Source organism: Methylocystis bryophila (assembly GCF_027925445.1).
In the GTDB taxonomy this organism is placed as follows: domain Bacteria; phylum Pseudomonadota; class Alphaproteobacteria; order Rhizobiales; family Beijerinckiaceae; genus Methylocystis; species Methylocystis bryophila.
Map to the genome: position 1 here is coordinate 1,965,166 of NZ_AP027149.1, position 23,964 is coordinate 1,989,129.

General features: G+C 61.4%; 19 protein-coding genes. 3 read left to right on the top strand and 16 right to left on the bottom strand.

The window, feature by feature from the left end; all coding sequences use genetic code 11:
- Positions 1 to 18: 18 nt before the first annotated feature.
- The 10 genes from QMG80_RS09310 to QMG80_RS09360 form a co-directional block, all read right to left on the bottom strand.
- The gene (locus QMG80_RS09310) at positions 19 to 384 is read right to left on the bottom strand and encodes a hypothetical protein (RefSeq protein ID WP_085772560.1); all 366 of its coding nucleotides are present in this window, start codon (positions 382 to 384) and stop codon (positions 19 to 21) included.
- A 150-nt stretch (positions 385 to 534) separates the two neighbouring features.
- Entirely contained in the window at positions 535 to 858 is a 324-nt protein-coding gene (locus QMG80_RS09315; protein WP_085772561.1) for a hypothetical protein, read from the bottom strand.
- The gene (gene gvpN / locus QMG80_RS09320; RefSeq protein ID WP_085772562.1) at positions 855 to 1,895 is read right to left on the bottom strand and encodes a gas vesicle protein GvpN; all 1,041 of its coding nucleotides are present in this window, start codon (positions 1,893 to 1,895) and stop codon (positions 855 to 857) included. The genes QMG80_RS09315 and gvpN overlap by 4 nt, the downstream gene beginning before the upstream one ends.
- Positions 1,896 to 2,667: 772 nt before the next feature.
- Positions 2,668 to 2,886 carry a gas vesicle structural protein GvpA gene (gene gvpA, locus QMG80_RS09325; protein WP_085772564.1) on the bottom strand — a complete coding sequence of 73 codons (219 nt, stop codon included), beginning with the start codon at positions 2,884 to 2,886 and terminating at the stop codon, positions 2,668 to 2,670.
- A gap of 232 nt (positions 2,887 to 3,118) precedes the next feature.
- The gene (locus QMG80_RS09330; RefSeq protein WP_085772565.1) at positions 3,119 to 3,502 is read right to left on the bottom strand and encodes a response regulator; all 384 of its coding nucleotides are present in this window, start codon (positions 3,500 to 3,502) and stop codon (positions 3,119 to 3,121) included.
- 313 nt (positions 3,503 to 3,815) lie between these two features.
- Positions 3,816 to 5,273: a PAS domain S-box protein gene (locus tag QMG80_RS09335; RefSeq protein WP_085772566.1), complete on the bottom strand. Its 1,458-nt coding sequence runs from the start codon at positions 5,271 to 5,273 to the stop codon at positions 3,816 to 3,818.
- A gap of 20 nt (positions 5,274 to 5,293) precedes the next feature.
- On the bottom strand, positions 5,294 to 6,142 hold the full coding sequence (locus QMG80_RS09340) for a GvpL/GvpF family gas vesicle protein (RefSeq protein WP_085772567.1): 849 nt from the start codon (positions 6,140 to 6,142) through the stop codon (positions 5,294 to 5,296).
- Positions 6,139 to 7,533 (bottom strand): sigma-54-dependent transcriptional regulator, encoded by a 1,395-nt coding sequence (locus QMG80_RS09345; RefSeq protein WP_085772568.1) that lies wholly within the window; start codon positions 7,531 to 7,533, stop codon positions 6,139 to 6,141. The genes QMG80_RS09340 and QMG80_RS09345 overlap by 4 nt, the downstream gene beginning before the upstream one ends.
- Positions 7,534 to 7,972: 439 nt before the next feature.
- Complete coding sequence (locus tag QMG80_RS09355) at positions 7,973 to 8,176, bottom strand: hypothetical protein (RefSeq protein WP_158658824.1); 204 nt, start codon at positions 8,174 to 8,176, stop codon at positions 7,973 to 7,975.
- Positions 8,177 to 8,325: 149 nt separating this feature from the next.
- Entirely contained in the window at positions 8,326 to 8,880 is a 555-nt protein-coding gene (locus QMG80_RS09360) for a hypothetical protein (RefSeq protein ID WP_085772570.1), read from the bottom strand.
- Between the two features lie 408 nt (positions 8,881 to 9,288).
- Here QMG80_RS09360 and QMG80_RS09365 point away from each other — a divergent pair, with 408 nt between their 5' ends.
- Positions 9,289 to 9,498 carry a hypothetical protein gene (locus QMG80_RS09365; protein ID WP_085772571.1) on the top strand — a complete coding sequence of 70 codons (210 nt, stop codon included), beginning with the start codon at positions 9,289 to 9,291 and terminating at the stop codon, positions 9,496 to 9,498.
- A 443-nt stretch (positions 9,499 to 9,941) separates the two neighbouring features.
- Here the strand turns inward: QMG80_RS09365 and QMG80_RS09370 are convergent, their stop codons facing one another.
- From QMG80_RS09370 to QMG80_RS09395, 6 genes are all read right to left on the bottom strand, one after another.
- A complete protein-coding gene (locus QMG80_RS09370) occupies positions 9,942 to 10,781 on the bottom strand; it encodes an ABC transporter ATP-binding protein (RefSeq protein ID WP_085772572.1) in 840 nt (279 codons plus the stop codon).
- On the bottom strand, positions 10,778 to 11,776 hold the full coding sequence (locus QMG80_RS09375) for a FecCD family ABC transporter permease (protein WP_085772573.1): 999 nt from the start codon (positions 11,774 to 11,776) through the stop codon (positions 10,778 to 10,780). Before QMG80_RS09375 ends, QMG80_RS09370 begins: the two co-directional genes overlap by 4 nt.
- Before the next feature lie 9 nt (positions 11,777 to 11,785).
- A complete protein-coding gene (locus QMG80_RS09380; RefSeq protein WP_245299957.1) occupies positions 11,786 to 12,814 on the bottom strand; it encodes an ABC transporter substrate-binding protein in 1,029 nt (342 codons plus the stop codon).
- A complete protein-coding gene (locus tag QMG80_RS09385; protein WP_085772574.1) occupies positions 12,811 to 13,830 on the bottom strand; it encodes an LLM class flavin-dependent oxidoreductase in 1,020 nt (339 codons plus the stop codon). Before QMG80_RS09385 ends, QMG80_RS09380 begins: the two co-directional genes overlap by 4 nt.
- A 500-nt stretch (positions 13,831 to 14,330) precedes the next feature.
- On the bottom strand, positions 14,331 to 15,719 hold the full coding sequence (locus QMG80_RS09390; protein ID WP_085772575.1) for a sensor histidine kinase: 1,389 nt from the start codon (positions 15,717 to 15,719) through the stop codon (positions 14,331 to 14,333).
- A complete protein-coding gene (locus QMG80_RS09395; protein WP_085772576.1) occupies positions 15,710 to 16,384 on the bottom strand; it encodes a response regulator transcription factor in 675 nt (224 codons plus the stop codon). The genes QMG80_RS09390 and QMG80_RS09395 overlap by 10 nt, the downstream gene beginning before the upstream one ends.
- A gap of 324 nt (positions 16,385 to 16,708) precedes the next feature.
- Here QMG80_RS09395 and QMG80_RS09400 point away from each other — a divergent pair, with 324 nt between their 5' ends.
- Both QMG80_RS09400 and QMG80_RS09405 read left to right on the top strand, forming a co-directional pair.
- Positions 16,709 to 22,264 (top strand): TonB-dependent siderophore receptor, encoded by a 5,556-nt coding sequence (locus QMG80_RS09400; protein ID WP_158658825.1) that lies wholly within the window; start codon positions 16,709 to 16,711, stop codon positions 22,262 to 22,264.
- 105 nt (positions 22,265 to 22,369) lie between these two features.
- Positions 22,370 to 23,674, top strand: coding sequence for a PepSY-associated TM helix domain-containing protein (locus QMG80_RS09405; protein WP_085772578.1), 1,305 nt, complete (start codon positions 22,370 to 22,372; stop codon positions 23,672 to 23,674).
- The last annotated feature ends 290 nt before the right edge of the window (positions 23,675 to 23,964 follow it).

Below are 23,964 nucleotides of genomic sequence, written 5' to 3' on the forward strand. Positions count from 1 at the left end.
CCACCCCTCTCGCCGCGCCTATTCCTCCTCCTCGTTCGCATTTTGGAATGAGGTCACGATCAAGTCCTCATCGAGCTCGACGGAATAATGTTCGCGCTCGAGCACCTCTTGCGTCAGCGGCAGGCCGAGCTTCTTCACTTCGAGATTCGGGACGAGAATTTCGGCTTCCGCCCTCCATCCGGCGCCGCCAGGACCGATGGGGGCAATCTTCGTTAGGCGAACTTCTCGAGCGTCGAGCTCCGACGCGAGAAATTCATGCACGGCGGCCCGAGCGGCGGATAGCTTGCTTGTCTTGTGCGAGGGCGGAGGGGGCGGCGGCGCTTCGGTTGGCGCCGTCGCACGACGGTGGTGACCATATCCTGCTTGTTGGCTCTTGGTGGACATAAACTAGGCTCCGTAGTTTGGACTATCGCCGGGCCCGCCCCATGTTTTGCGGCGCAGCCAAGGATCTCTGTAAGCAGTCAAGCCGCGATTGCGTCGACGCAGCCGTAGCCTCTTGCGCCAAAAGTTCTCGAGCTGACGCGCATGCGCGCGTCAGTAGGAGATTTGGAAGCTTCGCTTCGTGCGGGTGAAACCCACGGGCGACTTGTGCGGCGCTTCCACGGGGCGCGCTCTTGGAGACGTCCCCCTCATGTTCGACATGATGTCCGCGATCTCGGCGTCGATCTCCCGAAATCTCTCCTGTATGTGAGCTGACCGATCTTCCGCTGCGCGCATCTCCATCCTGCGTCGTGCGCGTTCGAGCTCGAGGAAGCTCGCGCGCAGATAGGCTTTGTGGGCGGGAATGCGGTTGTCGGAGCGTCCCGTCAGCGTTTTGAGATCTGTGAGACCGCGCGAGGGTCGACGATGCGTCGTCATATCACTTGCCCTTCCGCGGATGGCGAGGAAGCCCGATTGTCGAGGTCGGCATTTTGTTGCGACGCCTCCGCGTCGGCGAGATCCCTTGACGAGAATAACCGCAAGAGATTGTCGATGGCCGCGGGGTTGAGCTCCCCTTCCTTCAAGGCGTTGTGTGGCGCGCGGCCGAGGATGTCGCGGCAGGCCCAACGGAACACCGGATTACGCAAGCTCGCGTCGCCGCCCCGCGCCGCGAGAATGCGAGAGAGAGCAATCGACGCGCGCAAGGTCGGATAGTTCGGATCCAGCCCCTTCACGCGGCAGAGCCTGACAAAGTCCACGACTCGCTCAGCGCGTTCTCGCTCGATTCCGGCCTTGCTCGCCGCTATCGCGATTTCCGTCCCGCGATCGTAGTGGCCGAGATAAAGCGTGATCATGCGATCGAGCAGCGCGTCCTGCGTCCGGTAGACTCCCGCATATTCCGCAGGATTCGAGGTGAAGATCGCGCGAAAGCTCGGATGCACCTTGATGTAGCCTTCGCCGCGTCCATGCAGCCTCGGCACATTGAGCACCCCTTCCGACAAGATACCCAGGAAGGGGTTGTTCGCTTCCGGCTTGCTTCGATTGAACTCGTCGTAAATGATCGAATGGCCGAGCCTGCAGGCCGTGGTTATGCGGTTATCCATCCAAAGCGCGCGGCCTTCCTCCTCGAGTTTCACGACGGACGAGATGTAATTGTCCACGACCTTCGATTTGCGGTAGCCACTCTCGCGGCCGATCAAATCGGAGCTGCCGAACTCGTGGTCGCCGTGGATGAGTATGGCTGGACGGCCGAGCTGAGCCGCAACGTGAAAGGCCAGGGTTGTCTTGCCCGTGCCGGCCGGTCCACAGAAGTGGACGGCGTAACCGGCCGCCAGATAGGCCAAGGCTCTTTCAGTAATGCCTTGGACGGCTGGCGAGCTCACGAATGCGTCGCTTGGGCCGAGAGCGATCGTGTCGCTCCCGGCGGATTCGCCCTCAACGGATTTGCCGCGGCTCGCGATTGACAGGACGCTCATTTCATTCCCTTTCCTGACCGGTCGCCGCTCGAGTCGCGCTGGGAGGATGACGTAAGCGGATGACGGCTGGCGCGGCTCGAGGCCTCAGCTGAGTGCGATGAGCCGGCCTCATGTTTTGACTCTGCATGCGGCGCGCTGGCCTCGTGCTTTGGCTCGTGATGTGAGCTGCTGGCTTCATGCTTTGACTCGGCCGTCGAGCCGCCCATCGGGGTCGAATGATGGCTTGCCTGCGCGCCGCCGTGCCGATGGGAGAGATTTCCCTCCCAAACCGCTCTGGCCTCCATTCGGTCCCGACCGTACGAGGCGAACATCTGATGCATCCTTACGCCGCGCTCGCGATCTTCCTTCGAGAACTTCGCGAGCATCCCAGCGACGCCGTTGGTCAAATCCCGCATGAAGGCGGTAGCTTTGTCGTGATATTCGCGGGTTTCCTTCTCTCGCGACTTTCGGAGTCCATTCATCGTGGAACGAACTTCGCTGCGGCGAGCCATCGTCGCTTTCCGCAAATTTGCCGCCATGTCCCGGCCAGATTTCTCGCGAGCGCCCTTGGTCTCCTGGAGAAAAGAACGGATCTCCATACAGCGACTCGCCGTCGCATCCTTGATCCTCCTCGCAAGCTCCGCCCGATTCTGTCGGTCCACCGCTATTCCAGACGCCACGCGCCCGAGACTTTCCACCACAATCGCCATGACCCTTCCTCCCTTGGAAGCCGATCGTGTGCGGGAAGCGAATCTAAAAAATAGATTCGCCCCCCGCGCGACCATTGATAATGTTAGGCGGGCGCCGCCGCAGAGGCCGTCAGACCGACCGCTTCGGCGTATTTCAGATAGGTTTCGACAGAGGCCACCACGACGCGAGCTTCGATGGTGATGAGCTCGATTCCGACGAGCGAAACCTTCACCCAGGCGTCAATCACAATGCCTTTGTCGAGGATGCGGTCGACGACTTCGCCGAGGCTGGACGAGTCAGTGGATTTTTGTACGCGTGCCATGACGCTTCTCCTTGCTAGCGTGTTGAGCTCTTCGCGAACCTGCCGAAGAAGGACGAGCGCCGCTTCGGCGCTAAGAAGGGAGCAACTCGCGGGCCAGGAAGAAGGCGCGCTCTCAGAATGAATGTGGCCCTTGAAATTCAGCGGATTAAGAAGCTGCCGGTGATAGAGGGAGCGCGGCGAGAATTTCGAAAGCGGGCTTCGTCGCCCGGGCTTAGGGTGGCGCTCACCCGTATCACTCCGTCACGGCAGCCAAGATCGAGCCGATTTGAAACGGCTTGGCGAGAAACCCGTTGATCCTTTGCGTGCGCATCGCATCCAAAATGTCTGCGTCATCTGCGAGGAAATAACCTGAAATGATGAAGATGCGCAGTTCTGGCCGCACGCAGCGCAATTCTTCGCTGAGTCGCAGCCCGCCAATGTCCGGCAATCGAGCGTCCACGAACGCCACGGGAAAAGCTTGCCTGTGGATCAGGTCTAGGGCGTCTCGCCCCGTGCTAGCAGTGATGGCGGCGCAGCCGACGCCTTTGAGCGCGGCTTCGAGAACCCAGCACATGTCTTTGTCGTCATCGACAACGAGGGCTGACGTTGCCGCAGTCTTCGTCTCAGCAGAGACCATATCTCCGCGCCTCCCGTCCAAAACATCGGCACGAATTTTAGTTTCTCATAAGATGGCGTGAATTTCAGTTAGCACAAGTACATAAAATCGCGAGCGCGACGATTCGGGTCTTCCGAATCTGCGGTCGTTCCTGTTCTGATAAAGCCGATGCCCTGCCTACTTTAACCCTTTGTACCTAACCGCTTGCGCATGACGCCAAGTGGATGCTCCTTAAAGCCAGGGCGAGTTGACTTCGACCAGGAGAGTAAGCGGGGGCGCTACCACAACCATCGGCCGTTGCTGCGGCTCGCTCCAAAGCGTAGGGCGCCGCGGATTACTCGCGCGCGGCAGGAATGCGGACGAGAAAGGTGGTTCCGACCCCTAGCGCAGTCGAAACGCTCACATTGCCGCCATGTTGGCGCACGATCGAATGTGACACCGAAAGGCCAAGGCCCGATCTTCTGCTGTCGGACCGCGTCGTAAAGAATGGATCGAATATCTTGGGGAGATTGGCGGCTGGAATTCCAGGTCCCGTGTCTCCGATCTCGATGATCACTTCATTGCCCTCGCGTCGCACGCCGATGGTGAGGACGCCGCCGTCCGGCATCGCCTGAAATGCGTTGAGCATGAGATTTATGAAAACAAGCTCCAGCAGGTTCTGAACCCCTTCGGCATGTATCCTGTCATGGGCCGTAGGGAGGTTCCATTTGTAGCTGGTTCCGGCGGCGGCCTCGCCGGACGCGAACATCAGCGCGTTCTTTAGCATATGGACGGCGTTCACCTTGGTCGTTTCGGTGATCGGCTGCGGGCGCGCAAAGCGCAGCAGACTTTCAACGACCAGGGATGCTCGATCGATCCCCCCGATCACTTTGGCGATGCACTCTTCGAGCAGCGCCGGAAATTTTATCCGGTCTCTCATAAGTTGAGCGGCGGCGGAGCTGACGCCCAGAGGGTTGCGGATTTCATGCGCGATGCCGCCGATGACCATCCCTAAGGCCGCAAGCTTTTCGCCCTGACGGATCTGCGCCTCCATGGCGCGTTGCTCGACGAGGTTTCGTCCCACGACCACGACGCCAATGATTTCACCGACGTGACTGGTCATCCGAGACAAGCGCCAGGAAACGGGTATCGTCTCTCCGGTCTTGCATCGCATCGGCCATTCGACCGATCGGCGATCGTCGATCTCGGAAATTCCCTGGATGCAGGCCTCAACCTCCTGTTTCTGCGCGTCTTCAAAGAGATCCGAAAGTCTGGAGCCGATGACCTCGTCATCGGCGTATCCAGTGGATTTTTCGGCGGCCGAGTTCCAGGTCATGATTTTCCCGCGCGGATCGGTCGAGATAATCAAATCACCCGCGCTTTCGACCACACTTGCGAGATGCAGCTGCATTCGCCGCACTTCCTCGCCGAGCTGCAACAGATCGGTCACGTCGTCCATGACGAGGACCGCCCCGCGCGATCCTCGGCGCAATTGGAAAGGGCATACGCTGTAGGAATAGATGCGCAAGGAGACGCCCGGCGCTCGATAGGTCATGCGTCGGCGCCGCAGCGTCACCCATGAACTGATAACCTCGCGGATTTGCTGATCTAAGACAGTGTCCTGAAACGCCGCGGGAAAGATTTCCTGTAGACGCTTGCCCAGCACCGCGCTCAGGCTGATATGGGATTTTTCAAGAAAATTATTGTTCGCCGCCACGACGGAAAGCCGTTCATCTACGATGAGGATCGACGAAGGAATCGTATCCATCAGAGCTTGGAAAAAGCTTTCGTGATCAAGCGCATCGAGCAGCATTGCTACCCCCAAGAAAATGCTCAGGCAAGAAGCGGACGGGACGGCGGTGAATCGAGACAGGGTCGAAAGCTGAAAGGCGGCAAGGGCCCTGACAAGGAAAACACGACAGCATCGCTGTGCAATCCCGCGGCGGCTTGGGTCATACGTTCCCGTAAGACGATGACGCTCGAGCGTGGGACGAGAAGCGCATAACGCGCCGCAAATTCCGAACCCGCTGCAGATCGCTCCTGGATCGACGTCGTCAACGGCTCCAGCTGCGCGACGAGTCGAGAGGCTGCTGCGGCGGCTTCGGCGCTTGCGAAAGCTGCGAGCGCGCTCTTGTTTTGGCAAAGGCGCAGATATCGAGCGCCCTTTGGAAGGCCTTCCCATTCCGGCCAGGCCCTGCAGGCCAGTTGGTCCAAAATGGGGGCGTCGAGACGCGCCGTGGCGCGCAGCTCCCACTCCTCATTGTCGGCGGCGGCGTCGAGGAAGCTCGCGATCGTGGCTTCATGGGCTTGCATGAAGGTCGTGAGACTTTCGAAGCTCGAATAGAGCGTGCCGAAGGGAATTGGAAAGACCGGCGACAGCTCCATCGCCCATTGGATGAGCTCGGCGTGGCGACGGGCGCGCGGCGCGAGCCAAGCGGCGTCGGCGAAGCGACCTTCGCTATCGGCTCCACAATATTCCGCGACGCAAACGAAGCCGATAAGAGCGGCCACAGAGCCGACGCAATGCGCCATGAGCCGCCCTTGGCGCTCCTCCTCTGGCAGGGGATGCCGGCCCATGCTGCGCGGGTCCACGAAGGCGAACAGCTCGATCGCGTCTTCTCCCAGCCGAAACGGGAGATGCGGGCCGCCGTCGAAGGACAGCTGACGAATAAATGCACTCACGGGCCATCACCTTCCGCCGGCCGTTCAAGCAACTTCAACTTAGTGCGATAAGTCTTGTAGTCGATACCAAGCAGTCTGGCCGCTTCCGCCTTATTGCCCTTCGCATGGCTCAGGGCCGCCAAGATCGCGTCGCGTTCGACTGTGCGCACCTGGCAGCGGACTCGATCGCGCAACGAGGGGGAGTCGTTCAAGTCTTCGATTTGCGGCGGCGGAGCTTCGGTCCTGCCGATCAGGCCGGATACGCGTGCAGCGCTCAAGATGTCGGATGAGACGAGCGCAATTCTCCGCATGACGTTGCGGAGCTCTCTTGCATTGCCGGGCCAGGAATAGGCGCAGAGCATATCGAGGGCGTCGGGGCCGATCTCCGCGAGCGGCCGACCTAAGCTCTCGCGCGCATCGGCAAAGAAACGGCGCGCAAGGAAAGGAATGTCCTCGCGGCGCGAGCGTAGCGGAGGAACCGTGATCACATATTCGGTGAGGCGGTAATAGAGATCCTCGCGAAAGACTCCTGCCCTCGCGCGGGCTTTGAGATCTTCGTTGGTGGCGGCGAGCACGCGCAAGTCGAGATTGATGGGTTCTGTGCTGCCGATGCGGCGGATCGTCCGATCCTCGAGAGTGCGCAGAAGCGCCTTCTGTCCGCTCTCGACGAGATTGCCGACCTCGTCGAGAAAGATCGTTCCGCCGTTGGCCGCAGCCTCGAACCAGCCACGATGACGGTCGCCCGCGCCCGTGAATGCGCCTTTCTCATGGCCGAAGAATTCGCTACTGAGAAGGGACTCCGCGACAGCGCCACAATCGACAATGACCAGAGGCCGGGCTGCGCGTCGACTGTATTTGTGCAGGCAGCGCGCCACGATTTCCTTGCCGCTGCCGCTTTCGCCCTGGATAACGACCGAATATTCTGAACAGACGACCGTTTCTATTTCGTCGACGAGCTTCTGAATCGCAGGGCTCTGGCCCATCATCGAGAAGATTGCGGCGCGGACGTTTGAGGCGGGGGCAGCGCACAAAGTCTGCCGGCGAGAAACCGCGCGCTTTACGCTTTGCACAAAAAGTTCATTTCGGAACGGCTTGGTGATATATTCAAAAGCTCCCTCCCTCATGGCGCCAACGGCGCCGGCGATGGAAGCATAGGCCGTGGCGATCACCACTGGCAGATGACGATCGCGGTCCAATAAGCGCCGAAGCACCTCTTCGCCGCCCATGCCGGGCATGCAGATATCCAGCACCACGGCATCCGGTGATTGCTGTCCTGCGAGCTCGAGGCCGGGCTGTCCTCCCTGTGCTTCCTCCACATCGAAGCCGGCCCCGGCCAAGACGTTTCGCATGGCCCAGCGCATGTCTTGGTCGTCGTCGATGAGGAGGACTCGGGCCCGGTTCTGCGCCGCCATCGTTCCGCCGATCCGTCTTATTTTAATAGGGCAATTATAGGATTTTGTTTCAAAAATGTCAATAATTCTTCATTAGTACTCTAACGCCATGGTCTATAGTCTCGCTGAAGCCTTCTTCCTGCTTATGCAGCATTCTGTGGATTCGTATTTATGTCTTATGTAACATCTCAGGTGATTTCGGCGGGGCGTCAGATTAACTGGGACCCCATGGGCTTTCAACGAGCGTTGTGGTCAAAGACTATAGAAAGCGCAAGATCAGAAAGGTTTTTGCTGCCTCTGGATGCGAATCCCGAGCATCCTGAATCGCAAGCGCTGGGCGCCGCGTCTCTGCGGCGCCTCGACAGTCCTGCGTGATATTTGCCCCGACAAAGCGATGCCGGAATGGACGGAGCTGTCGGCTCGGCTTGGATCGCCGGGCTCAGGTCTCGGCGCCCTCCGCCTAGTCCTCATCAGGCTCGCCGCCCTCCTCTTCCTCTTCGACTTCGTCCTCCTCGTCGGACTCGGCCAGCGCCATGGCCTTCCGCGCGGATATGAAGCCGAGACGCTTACCATCTCGCCCGACAACCTCCCAATCACGCTCGTCTTTTGTTGGTCTGATCCTGCCGATTATGTCGGTGTTGATGATCTCGCCGTCGTCGAGCATTATGAAGCGTGTCATGCTTTTGTCCCCTGACCGGAAATTCGCGTCGCACTTTTCCGTGACCTGCTCCAGCGCAGGTCACTGTGGCCAGCTTGATCTGATTCGCTTGTGATTTCACTATTCTAGTTTGCCCTGGTCGCTGGCGCGAGCGCTCAATTGCGTATTGAGGCGACGCGAGCGCGCCACGTCAAAACGCCGTGAGGAGACGGAAAGTTTTTCATCTCGAACGAGAACGCGATCGCGCGGACTTCGTTTGGCGGAACGGTGACCTCAATTGGGCTGGAACCGTGACCAATCGTCTCGCATTCCTCGACGGGAGACGCTGTCGTTGGGCAATCATAAGCCGTAAATTCAATGACGAGCGCGCCCATTCGTTGCGGCGCATTGTTTTTGACGTTTGCCTGAAATGTAAAGCCTTGATCGGTATCGCGATGTCCGGGACCTCTGCTTGCAATGGCCACTTGTCTCAACTCGACCGCATTCGGGCTGATGGAGAGCCAATGTTCCGACTCTCTTTGGCGCTCCGCATTGCGTTCGGCTTCCTCATGCGCGATCCATCCCCCGGATCTTCTCTTGTCTGTTGCAAGGAGCACGGCGACGGCGACGACGACGAGGACAGCGATCGCCACTCCAACCGCCCGGGAGACCGGCGATAAGATGAGCAGCCAGAGAATGAAAACAACCAGCAGAGCTGTGCCGAGGGCCATCGGATACGCCTTTCAAGCTGAATGGATGCGCAAGAGTTCCTGTTTCGCGGTCCCTGGAGCGCCCCCGCGGCCATTCTTCAATCCATCCGGGGAAGATGATCCCAGTCGGCTTCGCGGGGATCAATCTCCCTCTCCGCGGCATCGTAAATCAAGTCGGTCCTCGGAGGCGGCCTTGCCCGCGGCGACGATGAGGGCGTCAACTGTCTCGCAGCGCCATGCGCGAGCGACACCGAGCTCATCGCGGAATACCCCTATCCCATCGAAGAGAAGGATTTCTCAGTGGTGTCCCCGCGTGTGAATTTTCTGCAATCGGCGCTATGCTGTTTTCATCGTCGAGATGACGTTTCCCCTAGGCTTCGACGGCTGAGAGACGGATCGCGCTCCCGCTTACACAGCAAGGAGCGCGTTATGAGCATCCCGACCGTAAATATCGTCACGGCTGAGTCGCCGCGAGAAGTCCCGGGCGTGTGCTTGCGCCTGTCGCAGGAATATTGGCGCGCCACTGAGGCATTGATGCTCGCGACGCATGCAAGCAACAGTGAATTGGCTCGCCGGACTCAGGGAGTCGTAACGGAATCCTACGCTCTGCTGCGCGAGCTTGGTCGGTCTGGCTTTTAGATCACGCAGCATTTGGGCGGAATCGCCCGAACGCTGAAAACGTGATCCATTTTTGAAGCTTAGCGCGCGTTTCCCGCTCGAACGGAATCGTTCGAGCGATAAGGAACCGCGCCAAGTCAAAAAGTTGGCTTCATGGTTCGCGTCCTCACACGGGCGGGCCGGCGCGCATCAGGGTGGGAGCGCAGCGCGCCTTATTTTCGCGATTCGGCGCCTAATGCGCTATAGATATGAAATACATACAGAAGCTGTGCTGTAAGAAACAAGCCCTGTAGCGGGCGATACAGCAAAATTTTCTGAACTGTGCTTTTTATGTTACAGGATTATTCTGGCATGATTTCTGTGCATCTGGATGCTATACATGGGAACATTGCCTGCTTTATATGCGAATGCCTGATGTGGCTCATTTTATAATGCATATGATAGCCGCGGCGCGGCTGAAGACTTCAGCCCCGAGACAAAGGCGAGGAGGGAAGTTGGTCGCTCTCCCGGCGGAGCGCGGCACAGGGAATGAACCGCCGCGCGCCCGAGAGGTCGTCGACCGCAACGACCTCGACCCCATAGAGGCCGCGCAGTGTCTCCGAGGTGACGACTGCGCGCGGCGGCCCGTCGGCGGTGATGCGTCCCTCGCACAGCACGACGACCCGATCGGCGAAACTGAGGGCGTGTTCGGGATTATGTGTGCTCACCAGGATCGCGCGTCCCGTGCGCGCCAGCTCGCGCATATGCAGCAGCACGCGCTGCTCATAGCCGAAATCCAACCCCCTCAACGGCTCGTCCATGATGAGAGTCGGCGCGCCCTGGGCCAGGGCGCGCGCGATCAAAGCCAATTGGCGTTCTCCTCCGGAAACTTCCGTGTAGCGGCGCTCGGCGAGATGGGCGATCTCGAGCTGTGCGAGCGCGCGCTCGACGTTCTCGCGGTCGCTTTGGGAGGGCGCCCGGAAAAGCCCCGAATGCGCCAGCCGGCCCAGCATGACGATGTCGCTCACCCGATAGGGGAAGGGCGCCGAGTGATTCTGGGGCACATAGGCGAGGCTTTGCGCGACTTGCCGAGCCGTGAAGGCGCGCAGGCTCGATCCGTCGAGAAGGACCTCTCCGCCGCTGGGCCGAGACAGTCCGAGCAGCAGTCGAAAGAGCGTGCTCTTTCCAGCGCCATTGGCGCCGAGAAGCGCGACGACCTCCCCTTCACGCAGACCCAGCGAGGCGCCGCGAAGAACGGCCTTGGCTCCATGCGAGAAACGCAAGTCTCTTCCTTCGAGCCGATAGGGACGGCGATCCGTCGTCATAGCCAGGCGCGCCGCGCGCTGCGCAGCACGAGCACGAAGGCGGGAATGCCGATGAGCTCCGTGACGACGCCGATAGGAATTTCGGCGGCGGCGAGCGTGCGCGAGGCGCTATCCGCAATGATGAGAAAAATCGCGCCGAGCAGGGCCGCCCTGGGCAGCAGGCGGCTGTTCAGCGGGCCGAAGGCCAGACGGGCGACGTGAGGCACGAACAGCCCGATCCAACCGATCATGCCGGCCAGCGCGACCGCGAGCGACGAGATCAGCGTCGCCAACAGGATCACGCCGTAACGGACGACCGTGACGGGCACGCCGAGCGAGCGGGCTTCATCGTCTCCCATGGCGAGCGCATCGAGCGGCCGGCCGAGCAGGGCAAGCGAGATCATGCCGAAGAGCAGAGGCCCGCTTGCGAGGCCGATGCGCCGCAGATCGATTCCGCCGAGGCTTCCCATAAGCCAGTAAACGATCGAAGGCAGCTGATCATTGGGATCGGCCGTGTATTTGACGATCGACAGCAGGGAGGTGAAGAGCGCGCCGGAGATCATGCCGCCGAGCAGCAGCATCACCGTCGAGGCTGGACCGCAAAGATTGGCGATGAGGACGCCGACGCCGACCGCGACGAGCCCCATCAGAAAAGCGAGGAGCTGGATCGTGAGCCAATTGCCGGAGGAGAGAATGCCGAGGCCCGCGCCAAAGCTCGCGCCGCCCAACACGCCGAGAATGCCCGGCGAGACCAGCGGATTGCGAAACACCGCCTGATAGGACGCGCCCGAGATCGCCAGCGCCGCGCCGATGAGCCCCGCGCCCAAGATGCGCGGCAAGCGGATCTCGACGATGACATTGTGCAGGAGGTCCCGGCGCGCAGGGTCGAGCGCGCTCCCCGAGAATTGTGCGCCGAGGAAGGCGAGAAGATCGGAAATGCCGATGGGATATCTGCCGATCGTCAACGCGAAGCCGCCCACGAGCAGGAGCAGCGCGATCAGGCCGAGAAACGGCATCGCGGACGCTCAGCGGGTGATGCGGGCGTAATCGGCGTCGCTGAGATCGACGCCCAGGAAGAGACGGTAGAATTTCTTGGTCTCGGCTTTGAGGTCCAGAGGATAGCGCGACGGATAAAAGAGATTGGCGAGCCATTGCACGCCTAAACCGCGCATGAAGCTTGGCGGGCGATCGAGCCAATTGAACGGCGCGCGCGGAATGGCGACAACGCGTCCGGTCTTCGCCGCGGGCACGTTGCGCCAGCTTTCGAGCGAAGCGACGGAACGCGCGAAATTCGGGTCCAGAGCGAGAATGAGCTGCGGCTGCAAGGCGATGATCTGCTCGAGACCGATGGTCTCCATGCCCATGTGGCTCTTGGGCTCGCAATGATAGACGTCGTCGGCGCCCGCAAGCCGAATTGGTTCCGCATGAAAGCTTTTGTCGCAGTCTGTGGCGAGGCCGTCAGGGCCTTCAGCGTAATAAACCCGTAGCTTCTTGTCGGCGGGAATATCGCCGACCGCCTTGGCCACGCGCGTCAGCGCGTCGTCGAGGTAATCGGCGAGCTCCGCGCCCCTCTGCTTTCGCCCCAGAACCTCTCCGAGGAAGCGGTAGGCGGGGACGTAATCGGCGAGCGTGTCGAGCTTGAGGAAGACGACGGGAAGTCCGAGCTTGGCGAAGCTCTCTTCTGTTTTCGCCCTGTCCTCCAGACCGTCGAGCCAGGCGATCACCAGATCCGGCTTGCGGCTCAGCACCTCTTCGGGATTGAGCGGCCGTCCCATGCCGGCCTGGCTGCCGAGCGCCGGCAGATCGACGACCTCCTTGCGGAGCAGCGCTTTTTCATCCGTCTTGAATGGCGTGTTGAGGCCGATCAGCAGCTCCGGCGCAATCGCATAGACGGCGAGCGTCGCTGGCGGAGACGATCCGTAGACGCGGCCGATCTGCGCGGGGATGCGCACATGGCGGCCCGCCATGTCGACGACCTCCCGCGTCTCCCCGGCGCGGGAGGTCGCGCAGGAAAGCACGCTAAGGCTCAAGAAAACGAGAAGTCTCAGCATCATGGCGCGAATTCCTCGAGCGTTGCGGGCGGGGGAGGTCCACCGGCGGCGAGCCGCGGGCGAATGATCGACGCGAAATCATCGAGGCAGCGCATCGCCTTCTCATCGTCCGCCGTCGCGGGCTTCAAGAGCAGCGAACCGAGCTTCACCTGCCTGTCGATGTCGAGGATTTTCTCGACCACCTCGTCGTAACTGCCGATCAGCGAGCGTCCCAGAAGCTCCTCGGGATCGAAATTTGCCGCCGGTCCCGAGCCCTGCGCCAGGAAGATGCCGCGCATGCGTTCCGCGAAGCGCCGGATGAAGGGCAGGGCCTCGTCGAGGGCCGCCTTCCGCGTCGGCGCCGCGAAGTAGAAGCGGGCCAGGGCCATGCGCGGATCTCCGCCTGGGCAGGCGGCGCGATAGGCCTGCGCCGCCTCGACGACGCGCTCGAGAGAGAAGGGCGAGGCGGCCATGAGGCCGAAGCCCCGGTTCGCCGCATATTCAATGGCGGCGGGCGTCGCCGTGGCGATCCAGGTGGGAAGCGGATCCTGCAGGGGGCGCGGGCAGATCGACACATCCTCCGCCTGATAGTACGCGCCGGAAAAGCTCACCCGTTCCTCGACGAGCAGTCGATGGATCAGTTCGAGCGCTTCGAGCGTCTGCTCGCGCGCCTGCGCCTTCTCGACATGGAAATGCTTGTTCTGAAGTTGGAAGGGGCCGCCCTTGGCGACGCCGAAGTCGAAGCGCCCGTTGGAGAGCACGTCGATGGTGGCGACGTCTTCCGCCACCTGAATCGGATCGCGAAAAGCAAGGAGCACGGCCGCGGAGCCGAGCCGGATGCGCGTCGTCACGCCCGCGAGATGACCCAGCAGCACGAGGATCGAGGGGCTCGCGGCGTCCGGGTTGAAATGATGCTCCGCCACCCAGGCTTCCTCGAAACCGAGCTTCTCAGCGTGCAGGATCAGCCGCGTCTGCGAATCGAAGCAGGCCTTATAGTTCGCCAAGGGGTTTTCGTAGGTGCAGAAGACGCCGACCCGCATCGCGATCGTTCCCGGAATGAGGCTTGGCGGCCGTGGACGTCCGTTTGAGCTCGTCGCCCGTCCCCCTGAGAGGATCCGAGCCTCCGGCTACGCGATATAAAACGTCTGCATATTGCGCTGTAAAGCCTCAATTTGCGGCAGACAGGAACGAGCGCGGCGACGGCGTCGTCGCATCAAATGGCCTTTGTTCCTTCCCGCAACCCGCGCATAGAAACCCAACTGGGAGGACCGCTCCCTACCGTGCGCGCAGGAGGGATTTCCTGGTGAGTTTTTGGTGAGTAGAGATAACAACACGGAGGCAAAAGTGTCGTAAGTTTATGATTTCTTGGCGCAGCGTGACAGGCGATGATGAGGACTACGTTTACGCTATAGCTCTCTCTTGAGCGGAGTTCGAAACGTCGTGGCGACCCGGCTTGGTCAACGGTGCAAATACGTATGTGAGTTAAGTCCCAAGGGCAACTTTCGTCGCCTGCATTGGCTCGCCAAGGCGGGAGCACGGTTTAGGCCTTGTCCAAATCGGGGAACGACAGTTTGAACGTCGCGCCGCCGCCGGGCGTGTCCTCGACCCAAATGCGTCCGCCGATTTTCTCCATCAGTTCTTTCGCGATCGCGAGGCCCAGCCCAGTGCCGACGGTGTTTTCATTCTTGCGCCAGAAGGGTTCGAAAATCTTTTCTCGGTCCTCGAGGGGAACGCCCTCGCCGTGATCGATGATCGAGACCGTGGCGTCGTAGTTGATGGAAACCAGCACGGCGCCGCCAGCGGGTTCCGCCCGCAACGCGTTGTCGAGAAGATTTCCTACGATGCTGTCTATGGCGCGGATATTGCCCTTCGCCATCAACCCGGACGTGGGGCCTTCAAACACGATGTGTCTGCCGTTTTCCATGACGAGCGGCGTATAATCCGAGACCTTCGCGAAGACCGTCGCGGCGAGATCCACGAGATCGGCGGCTTGCGAGGGCGATCGAGCGATGCGCGCAGAGGCGAGAAGCTGTTCGACAATGCTTTGCAGCTGACTGAGATGCCGCTTCAATTCTTTCGAAACGGCGTCACTTGGCATCGTCTCCACGAGAGCGATCAAAATTGCGATCGGCGTTCGCAGTTCATGCGCCGCATTTGCGCCGAAGCGCCGCTCGCGCTGGATCCCGGCCTCTAGGCTCGTTAGCGCATTGTTTACGGCGGAGACAAAGGGTTCGATTTCTGTGGGGACCTCGCTTTCCGGAAGGCGTTGATCGAGCGACCGGAGATCAATCTCTCTCGCCTGTTGCGCGACCTTTCGAAGCGGGGCCATGCTCCGTCTCAATCCGAACCACAGAAATCCAATGACGATCAAAATGATGGGGATTAGCTGAGGCGCGAGGCGAGACAGATCGGAGGAGAAGTCAAAAAAGACATCTGCCCATCTGAAGCCAAAGCCGGAAACGGCGACCACATAGGTTCCTAAGGGCGTATTGATGGATGTCGCCGTGGTCTCGGAGGCGTTCTCGGTCCCCTTCTCTGGCGAGAGGAAATCTATCGATACGGATTTCAGGCTGTTGCTGAACTGCAGCGGCAGCGTCAGCCCCGCCGAGGAACCGCGCAGAGCCTCTCCTGTCGATTGATCGAAAACCGCATATCTCAAGTTGGGCATATCGGCTGTAAGCCGCCCTAAATCCGGCGCCGGCCTGATCTCGACGATTCCCTCCGCCGTACGCACTAAGGATTTGACCACGAGCTGTTGGGCGGTTTGCGCGCCAAGATAACTCCAGCTGTGAGGTTCCGATCTCGCGGCCTCGTAGAGCTGCGCCGCGATCAAGCCTGCGTCGACCAAGGTGAGGCCGACGAGGATTCCGATGACCGAGACGAGGGTCAGCCGAGCCGCAAGAGATCGAGAGAAAAGTCTCAGTCGCATGTCGCGATGAAATAGCCGATGCCGCGAGCGACATGGATTTCAACCCTTGCGCCGGCGTCCTTCAGACTCTTGCGCAAATGCGACACGACGCCGTTCAAGTGATTCCAATGCAGGTCTTCGTGATCTCCATAGAGATCCTCGAAGATGCGATCGCGCTGGACGACGCGACCAGGTCGACGCATCAGCGCCTCCAAAAGCGCCAGTTCCCGCCGCTGCAGAACAATGGCCTTTCCGCCGACAGTGACTTCTCTGCTGTCAGGCGCAAAGCACAGATTGGCGACTCTGGTGATGGGGGTGACGGCGCCGTCCGCTCGGCGCAAATTGGCGCGGATGCGCGCCATCAATTCCTTGGGGTTGTAAGGCTTGGTCAAATAGTCGTCGGCGCCCGCGTCGAGTCCGGCGATCTTCTGATCCTCGTCGTCGAGCGCCGTGAGCATCATGATTCGCGCATTGGGTTGCAGGGAGCGGATTTGCGGCGCCAGCCGAATGCCGTCGCCGTCCGGCAGCCGTCGGTCGAGTATGGCGAGGGAATAGGTGATGGCGGCGATTTTCTCGCCCGCCTCCCTGATCGTCGCGACTCGGTCGACCTCGAAGCCGTTGTCGGCGATTTGCTCGACCAGCCTCAGGGCGAGGTCGTCATTGTCTTCCAGGATCAATATCCGCATCTGCCGCACTCTGCTTGGGGAGCCCCGACTTCCGCCAAGGCGTTCACTTCGGAGTCTCGCTCGGCTTGGTGGCCACTCGCCTTGCCCCTCACGAATTGTTGCAGTTTTGACACAGATGACGGGAAATTCCAGTCTCGATGCAACATTTGTCGGACCCAGTTTCTCGAGCAGAGGTTCAACGCAACTTCGAGGGTTACTCATGAAATCCGCCAGGCGCCCGTCGTGGAGGGCTCGGCGAGGAAGCGAAAAAGACTGAGTTCAACCTGTTCCGGGAGGAGTCTGGCCAACGGCGACTCCCTGAACCCTCGATGCGGCGAGGCCATGATGCGGTGTTCCAACTTTCGGCGCGGCGTTTCGGCCGCGGCCATGTTCGTCATGCTCGCGCCGGCGGGGGCCTGGGGGCAAACGAGCCTCCCTTCGATCGACATCGGCAAGCCGAAGCCGGTGACGCGGTCAGCGGCGAAGGCGAAACCCGCGCCCCACACGGGCGCGAGTCGCAGCGCAGACCGTGGTCGCGGCAACGCGGCGCCGGTGGCGGGGCCGGGAACCAGCGGGGTTGAGGATGCGACGAGCGCCGCCGCCGCCGCCCAGAACTATGGCGGGGCGGGGCCGCAGCAGAGCCCGTTCAACACGAGCTACGCTTACGAGAAGGCCAGCACCGGCACCAAGACCAGCACGCCGGTCATGGAGACGCCCGTCAATGTGCAGTCGGTCACCCAGCAAGTGCTCAGGGACAATCAGGTCACGAACCTTGCTCAGGCGTTGAAATTCGTCAGTGGCGTGACGACCAGCAGTTCGGGAGCCAGTAGCCATCCCTGGGACAGTATCGTCATTCGCGGATTTGCGACGAATTACATCTACCGCGACGGCTTCCGCCTCGATCTCGGGAGCGGGGCGGGTAATGATATCGGCGGCTCGCAGGCGACGCAATTCGCCAACGTTCAGAGCATCGAGGTGCTCAAGGGCGCCGCGGCCGTGCTCTATGGGCTGAGCGAGCCGGGCGGCATCGTCAACATCATCACCAAGCAGCCGCTCGATCAGCCTTTCTATGCGACCGACCTCCAAATCGGCTCGCTGGCTGAATATCGCACCACCCTCGACGCCACGGGGCCGCTGACCTCCGACAAGTCGTGGCTCTACCGGATCAACATGTCCTATGAAAACAATGGCGCGCCCTTCGGCTCTTTCGTCGACAACACCCATGCGGAAAACATTTTCGTCGCGCCCGTCGTCAAATGGAATATCGACAATGACAGTTGGGTTAAGCTTGAGAGTCAGTACTACAGAAACAATTTCGCCGGATATTACGCAAACAATTTTCTGCTGAACGGCGGGTTTGTTTCGCTGCCTCGCCATACGAATTACAATGGTTATTCACCTTCGATATACAATAATATTTTCGCGGCCCTGACTTGGCTTCATGACTTTGACAAGGACTGGTCGATCAAGCAAATCATTTATTACAATCGCTACGAGACCGACAACACTGTTCATCAAGGGGCCGGCCTCGATGAATTCGCGTTCCCCTATCGCGCCATCGCTTTCCCCTGCTGCCAATTCGCATGGCCTGTGTACGATCGTTACCTCGCTGCCAGCCGCTCCGCCACCCAGACGCTGGCGACGGAAGTGAACCTCACCGGGAAAATCGACACTTGGGGCGCAGAGCATGCCCTCCTTTTCGGTGGCGACTTTTACAGCACGATGAATTGGGCCAACAATAGTTTTGGGACGATCAATTCAGCGCAAAGCATTTTTTTCCCGAGCAGTCCCGGGATGCCCTTTACTGGCCCCCTGTCGCCTCTCTACGAAGGCACGGCCCCGCAGGACACTGGCGGTCTCTATGCGCAGGATCAAGTCAAGCTCCCCTATGATCTGTTTTTCATGGCCGGCGTGCGCTATCAATATTTCCGCCAGGGCGGGGGACTCGCCGGCTCCCCGAGTTTCGGCACAAATCTTAGCGCCCTGACGACGTCGCCCCAGCACGCCGATGCAAAGCAATATGTAACGCCGCGTTTCGGGCTGTTGTGGCGGCCTTTCCCATGGATGAGCGGCTACATCAGCTACGCCGAGGGCTTTTCGACCAACTCCGGCTTCGTCTTTCCGAACACGCCTGCGCCCCCGACGGGCGCGCGCGACGCCGAAGCCGGCCTCAAATTCGAGTTCTTCGACGGCAAGCTCCGGGCCACCGTCGACTATTACGATCTGACGAAAACCAACGTCACCCAGCCGGATCTCAATCCTCTGCACATGTGCGGCGGAGGGGCCGGGAGCTGCTCGATCGTGGTTGGCGAAGCGCGCAGCAAGGGGCCTGAGGTCGACGTCCAGGGCGAGATTTACCCCGGCCTGAATATGATCCTGGCCTACACGAATCAATCGACTGCCGTCACCAAAACGGTTCTCGGCGATCAAACGAATCTTCTCGGCCAGCCCTTCACCGGGATACCGCGCAATGTCGCGACGCTTTCGGGAACCTATGAGTTTCAGGAGGGGAGCCTCAAAGGCCTCAAGCTCGGCGCAAGCTATCACTACAATGGCGCGCAACGCGTCGTCGACAGCAGTGGATTGAATCTCGGCTGGCTCACCCCGAGCCTCGCGGGCTATGGGATCGTCGATCTACTCGCCGATTACCCCTTCAATTATGACGGCTGGAAGCTCGATGCCGGCGTCAACATTCATAATCTCTTCGACAGGACCTATTACACGAACGGCGTTATCACCGGCCCTTTCATCGGACTCGGCGGGTCTTATGCCAGTCGCAACATCGGCGATAGTTTCAGCGTGCTGGGTCACATCGGCGCGCAATGGCCCGGCTCGCCGCCCGCGCCGTCCAAGACCCCGGCGCCGGCCATCACCTGGATTCACGACTGGACCGGGCCCTATGCGGGGCTCCAGGTCGGCATAGGCTTTGGCGACAACGACGGAAAGTTCTCCTACCTCACGCCCGACGGCTTCGGCGGCTCGCCGTCCTTCGTCACCAACGCCTATGGCGTGATCGCCGGCGCACATCTCGGTTACAACAAGCAATTCGACAATTGGGTCGTGGGTCTCGAGGGTTCCACCGACGTAGCGAACCTGGAACGCCTCGGCCTGCTCGCTTGGAACAATCCTGCGGGCGGTATGTCTTGCCCGTTCCTCGTCCAATACACGACTGTCGGCTGCGGCGGGACGATCAACGCCCACATTCAAACCTTGTTTCAAGGCTCGCTGCGGGCGCGCGCCGGCTATGCGTGGAATCGCTTGCTCCTCTATGGAACAGGCGGTCTCGCCTTGGGGGATTTCAATCTCCAGTCGAACATGGGCGGACAGGACACTTCCGGCAATTTCTACTATGCCGCCGCGAACGATCGTTCGCTGTGGCGTCTCGGCTGGACAGGCGGCGCGGGCGTCGAATATGCGATCACGCCGCGCATATCGGCGCGCGCCGAATATCGCTACAGCGATTTCGGCCATATCGCCGAGGCGCCGACGAGCTTCTCCACGACGGTCGGCGGTCCGGTGTTCTACCAGGGTGAGCGTCACGTCACGCAGAACCAGCTGCAGGTCGGCGCGAGCTACAAATTCGGCGGGACGGACCCGGAGATGTTTCCGCTTGTCTCGCCGATCGTGAAGGGCCCGGCCCTGGGCGATCTGCCCTCACATAAGGGCGGTCCGCTTCTTCCGGCGGCTTACGCGGCCAATTGGACGGGCTTCTATCTCGGCGGTCAGGCGGGCTACGGCTGGGGCGACAATCACGGCGCCTATAACTACTCGACGCCCATCGGCTTCGTTGCCCCCATCGGCGTCGTCGGAGCGGGCGCCTTGTCGCATGACGCTCAAGGCGTGATCTTCGGCGCCCACGCCGGATACAACCGGCAATTCGAGAGCGATCTGGTGCTCGGCCTAGAGGCCTCCGTCGACGGCGCGACGCTGATGCGGCGCGAGACGGTGGGCGCCACCAACGCCAGCGCCGACCAGGCCGTGCTCACCTCGATGGTGCAGTCCGACATTCAGGGCTCGCTGCGCGGCCGCGCGGGCTACGCCTTCGGACGGCTGCTGCCCTATGTGACCGGCGGTCTCGCCATCGGCCATTTCGGCACGCAGTCGGACCTTGCGGGCGGCGCGTCGTCTACGCCGGGCTTCTATTTGCGGCCAACCTATATCGGCTTCGCCACGCACGGGCTGCAATGGACGACGCGGCTAGGCTGGACGGTCGGCGGCGGCGCGGAATGGGCCGTCAGCGACCACTGGTCGATCCGCGGCGAATATCGCTATTCGGAGTTCGGCTCCGTCTCCGATACGCCGAACGTCGCGCTGCCCGGGACCCTCTACGGCGGCGGACGCCGTCTCGACCAGAACCAGGTGCAATTCGGCGCGAGCTACAAATTCGGCGATCCGCTGCTCGTGCCCGTCGCCGCCCCGGTTCTCGCCGCCAAGGCGCCGCCCATCGACTGGACCGGCTACACTTGGGCGGGCCTCTATGCCGGCGGCCAGGTCGGCATGATCTGGGGCGCCAATAACGGCCACTATTACATCGCGACGCCAGGAGGCCTCGGCGCCGATGATTCGCTCAACCGCGACGCGCAGGTGGCGAGCGTCGAAGGCCATGTCGGCTACAACAGGCAATACGATCATCTCGTCGCCGGTCTCGAAGGCTCGCTCCTTGGGACGAACCTCGTCAGAAGCTCGCTGCTGCCGGTCTATGATGGCAAGGGCTTCTTTGGACCCGCGACGCCCGGCGGCACGCTGACGACGGCGGTCAAATCGAACCTCCAGGGCTCGCTGCGCACACGCCTCGGCTACGCCTGGGGCCGCCTGCTGCCCTTCGTCACCGGCGGCGTCGCGCTCGGCGGCTTCACGCAGCAGACTTATCTTTGGGGCGGGGACGCGCTGGGCCTCTTCAACGCGTCGAGCAGCCGGTCCTCGCTGCGCACGGGGTGGACTCTCGGCGCCGGCCTCGAATGGGCGATGACGCGCAGCTGGGCCATCCGCGGCGAATATCGCTACACGGATTTCGGCAACGTCAGCGACGCCTCGACCTATGCGGCGCCTCTCACGACCGCTTACACGGGAACGCGCCGCCTCGATCAAAATCTCGTCGAGTTCGGCGTGAGCTACAAATTCAACGAAGAAGGTTCGGCGCCCATCATCGTCGCCGCCGATCTCCCGCATCTCAAGGACGCGCCGGTCGCCGTTCTGCCGCCGCCGGGCTCGCCGTGGCGCGGCTTCTACGCCGGCGTCAACGCGGGCGGCGTCCTCGACGCCAAGAGCGGGGAGGCTCCGACCGCGATGTTCTGGGACCCGAGCCTGCCTTTCGGCGCGGGCGCCAAACCGAACCTCGCCTATATTCCCGGCGGCGCGAACAGCGGCTCGGGCGGCGCGCTCGGCGGCGGACAGGTCGGCTACAACTATCAGTTCGGCTCGTCGGTCGTGATCGGCGCGGAAGCCGACATCGCGGTCACGAGCGTCTCGGGCGGCGGAAAGCAGACCGCTGCGCTCCACGCCTCGCCCTTCTCGGGCGGCGCGCTTGTCCCCGCAGCGCCGCTCAACACGGCGCAGGCGAGCCTGCCCTATGTCGGCACGCTGCGCGGCCGCGCCGGTTATCTCGTCACCCCGACGCTGCTCATCCACACCACGGCGGGCTTCGCTTACGACGGCGTCGACGCTTGGGGCGTCGCCAACACGCGCGCCGGCTGGACGGTCGGCGGCGGCGCGGAGTGGATGTTCGCGCAAAACTGGTCGGCGAAGCTCGAATATCTTTTCGCCGACATCAGCGGCGGCGGGATCTCCGGCGGCTGGAGCGGGAACACCGACGCGAGCTTCCACCCGCAGCTCAACATCCTGCGCGGCGGCCTGAACTACCACTTCAACAGCTTCGTGCCGGAGGCCATCGTCGTGAAATAACGACGCAGGACCGCGGTTCGGCGAGGTTACGGTCGAAACTCGCTTTCGTCATACGTCCTAGCGGTTCCATCGCCAGGGGCGGAGGCTCATCGAAGGGAGCAAAATATGCGGCGCCTCCTCGTCTGGCTGCATCGCTGGATTGGTCTCGCGATGACGCCCTTTCTCGTGTTCGTCGCGTTGACCGGCAGCGTCATCGCCTTTCAGGCAGAACTCGACCATTGGCTCAACGCCGATCTTTTCACAGTTCCGATCCGCGATGCGCCGATGCTCGACCTCTTCACCTTGCGCGAGAAAGCGGAGGCGCTCGTGCCGCAGGCCAACGTCGACCTAGTATTTTTGCGGCAGCCTCCCGGCGAATCCTTTCAAGCGTCGATCTCCGCAAAAACCGATCCTGCGACCGGCAAGCCTTACAATCTCCCTTTCGATCAGCTCTTCCTCAACCCCTATACGGGCGAGTGGATCGGCATACGCAGGGCCTCCGAGTCCTCCCTCGGAAGGCGTGGAATAATCGCCTTCATCTACCGGCTGCATCGGTCACTGGCGGCGCCCGAGAGCATCGAGAGCTATTGCGTCAGGACGCTGGGCGTTGTCGCGCTCGCCTGGACGATCGATTGCTTCGTCGCCTTCTTTCTGACCCTTCCCTTACGGCTCTCGGCGGCGCATTCCCGCTCAACCCGACATTCTTGGTGGAGCCGCTGGAAGCCGGCGTGGCTCGTGCGCTGGAGCGGTGGCTCCTATCGGCTGCACTTCGACATTCATCGCGCTTTCGGTCTGTGGACCTGGGCGATGCTCTTCGTCTTCGCTTGGTCCGGCGTCGCCTTCGATCTATCCGACGTCTACAAGCCCGTGATGGGCGCGTTCTTCGACATGACCTTGCCAGAAGCAGGCAACTTGTCTGATCTCGATAAGCCGCTAGAGAGCCCCACGATTGCTTGGCGTGACGCCCATTCGCGGGGACGCGAGCTAATGCAGGAGGCGGGGATCCGAGAGGGGTTCACTATCCTGAGCGAACAGCAACTCTATTTCGATCGCGCCAAAGGCGCCTATATGTATTTGATTCGCAGCTCGCGAGATTTGAGCAGACGGGGCGACGCGATCGTCGTCTTCGACGCGAACACTGGAGCCATGAAAGGTTTAACGGCGGCGAGCACTGTTTCAACGGGAGCGCTCGTCACGCAATGGCTCTTCTCGCTGCATATGGCGCTGGTTTTCGGCCTGCCGATGCAGATTTTTGTCTGCGCCATGGGCTTCGTCATCACGGCGCTCAGCGTCACCGGCGTCTATGTCTGGTGGAAGAAGCGCGCCGCCCGATGGGGGCGCCGAGAGAGTGGTGTGACGCCCACTTGGAATCAGTCAAAAACAAAGTCCAACGAACAGACCTCCGCCATTTCCAACACGCCGAGCGTCTGAACAGCGTTGGAGCCGCCGCTTCTCTTGCACAGGGATGGCGCTGGAGTGCGCGCCGATTTACGCTATGGTGCAAGCATCTGATGGCGAAATCCCTGCCCCTTGGCCGCCGCTCGGCTTGCGCGCTTCCGACACCCAGGCTGCAGCGCCTTTGCATATAGGAAACAGAAATTCGGCGTCGGAGTCTGCATTGGAAAGACGGCGGGGCGCCCAGTTCAGATGGCAAGACGATGCGCTCTAAAGATCGCCAGAGGCGCATTGGAGCTGCATGAGTCGCGGCGCTTTTGAGCGAT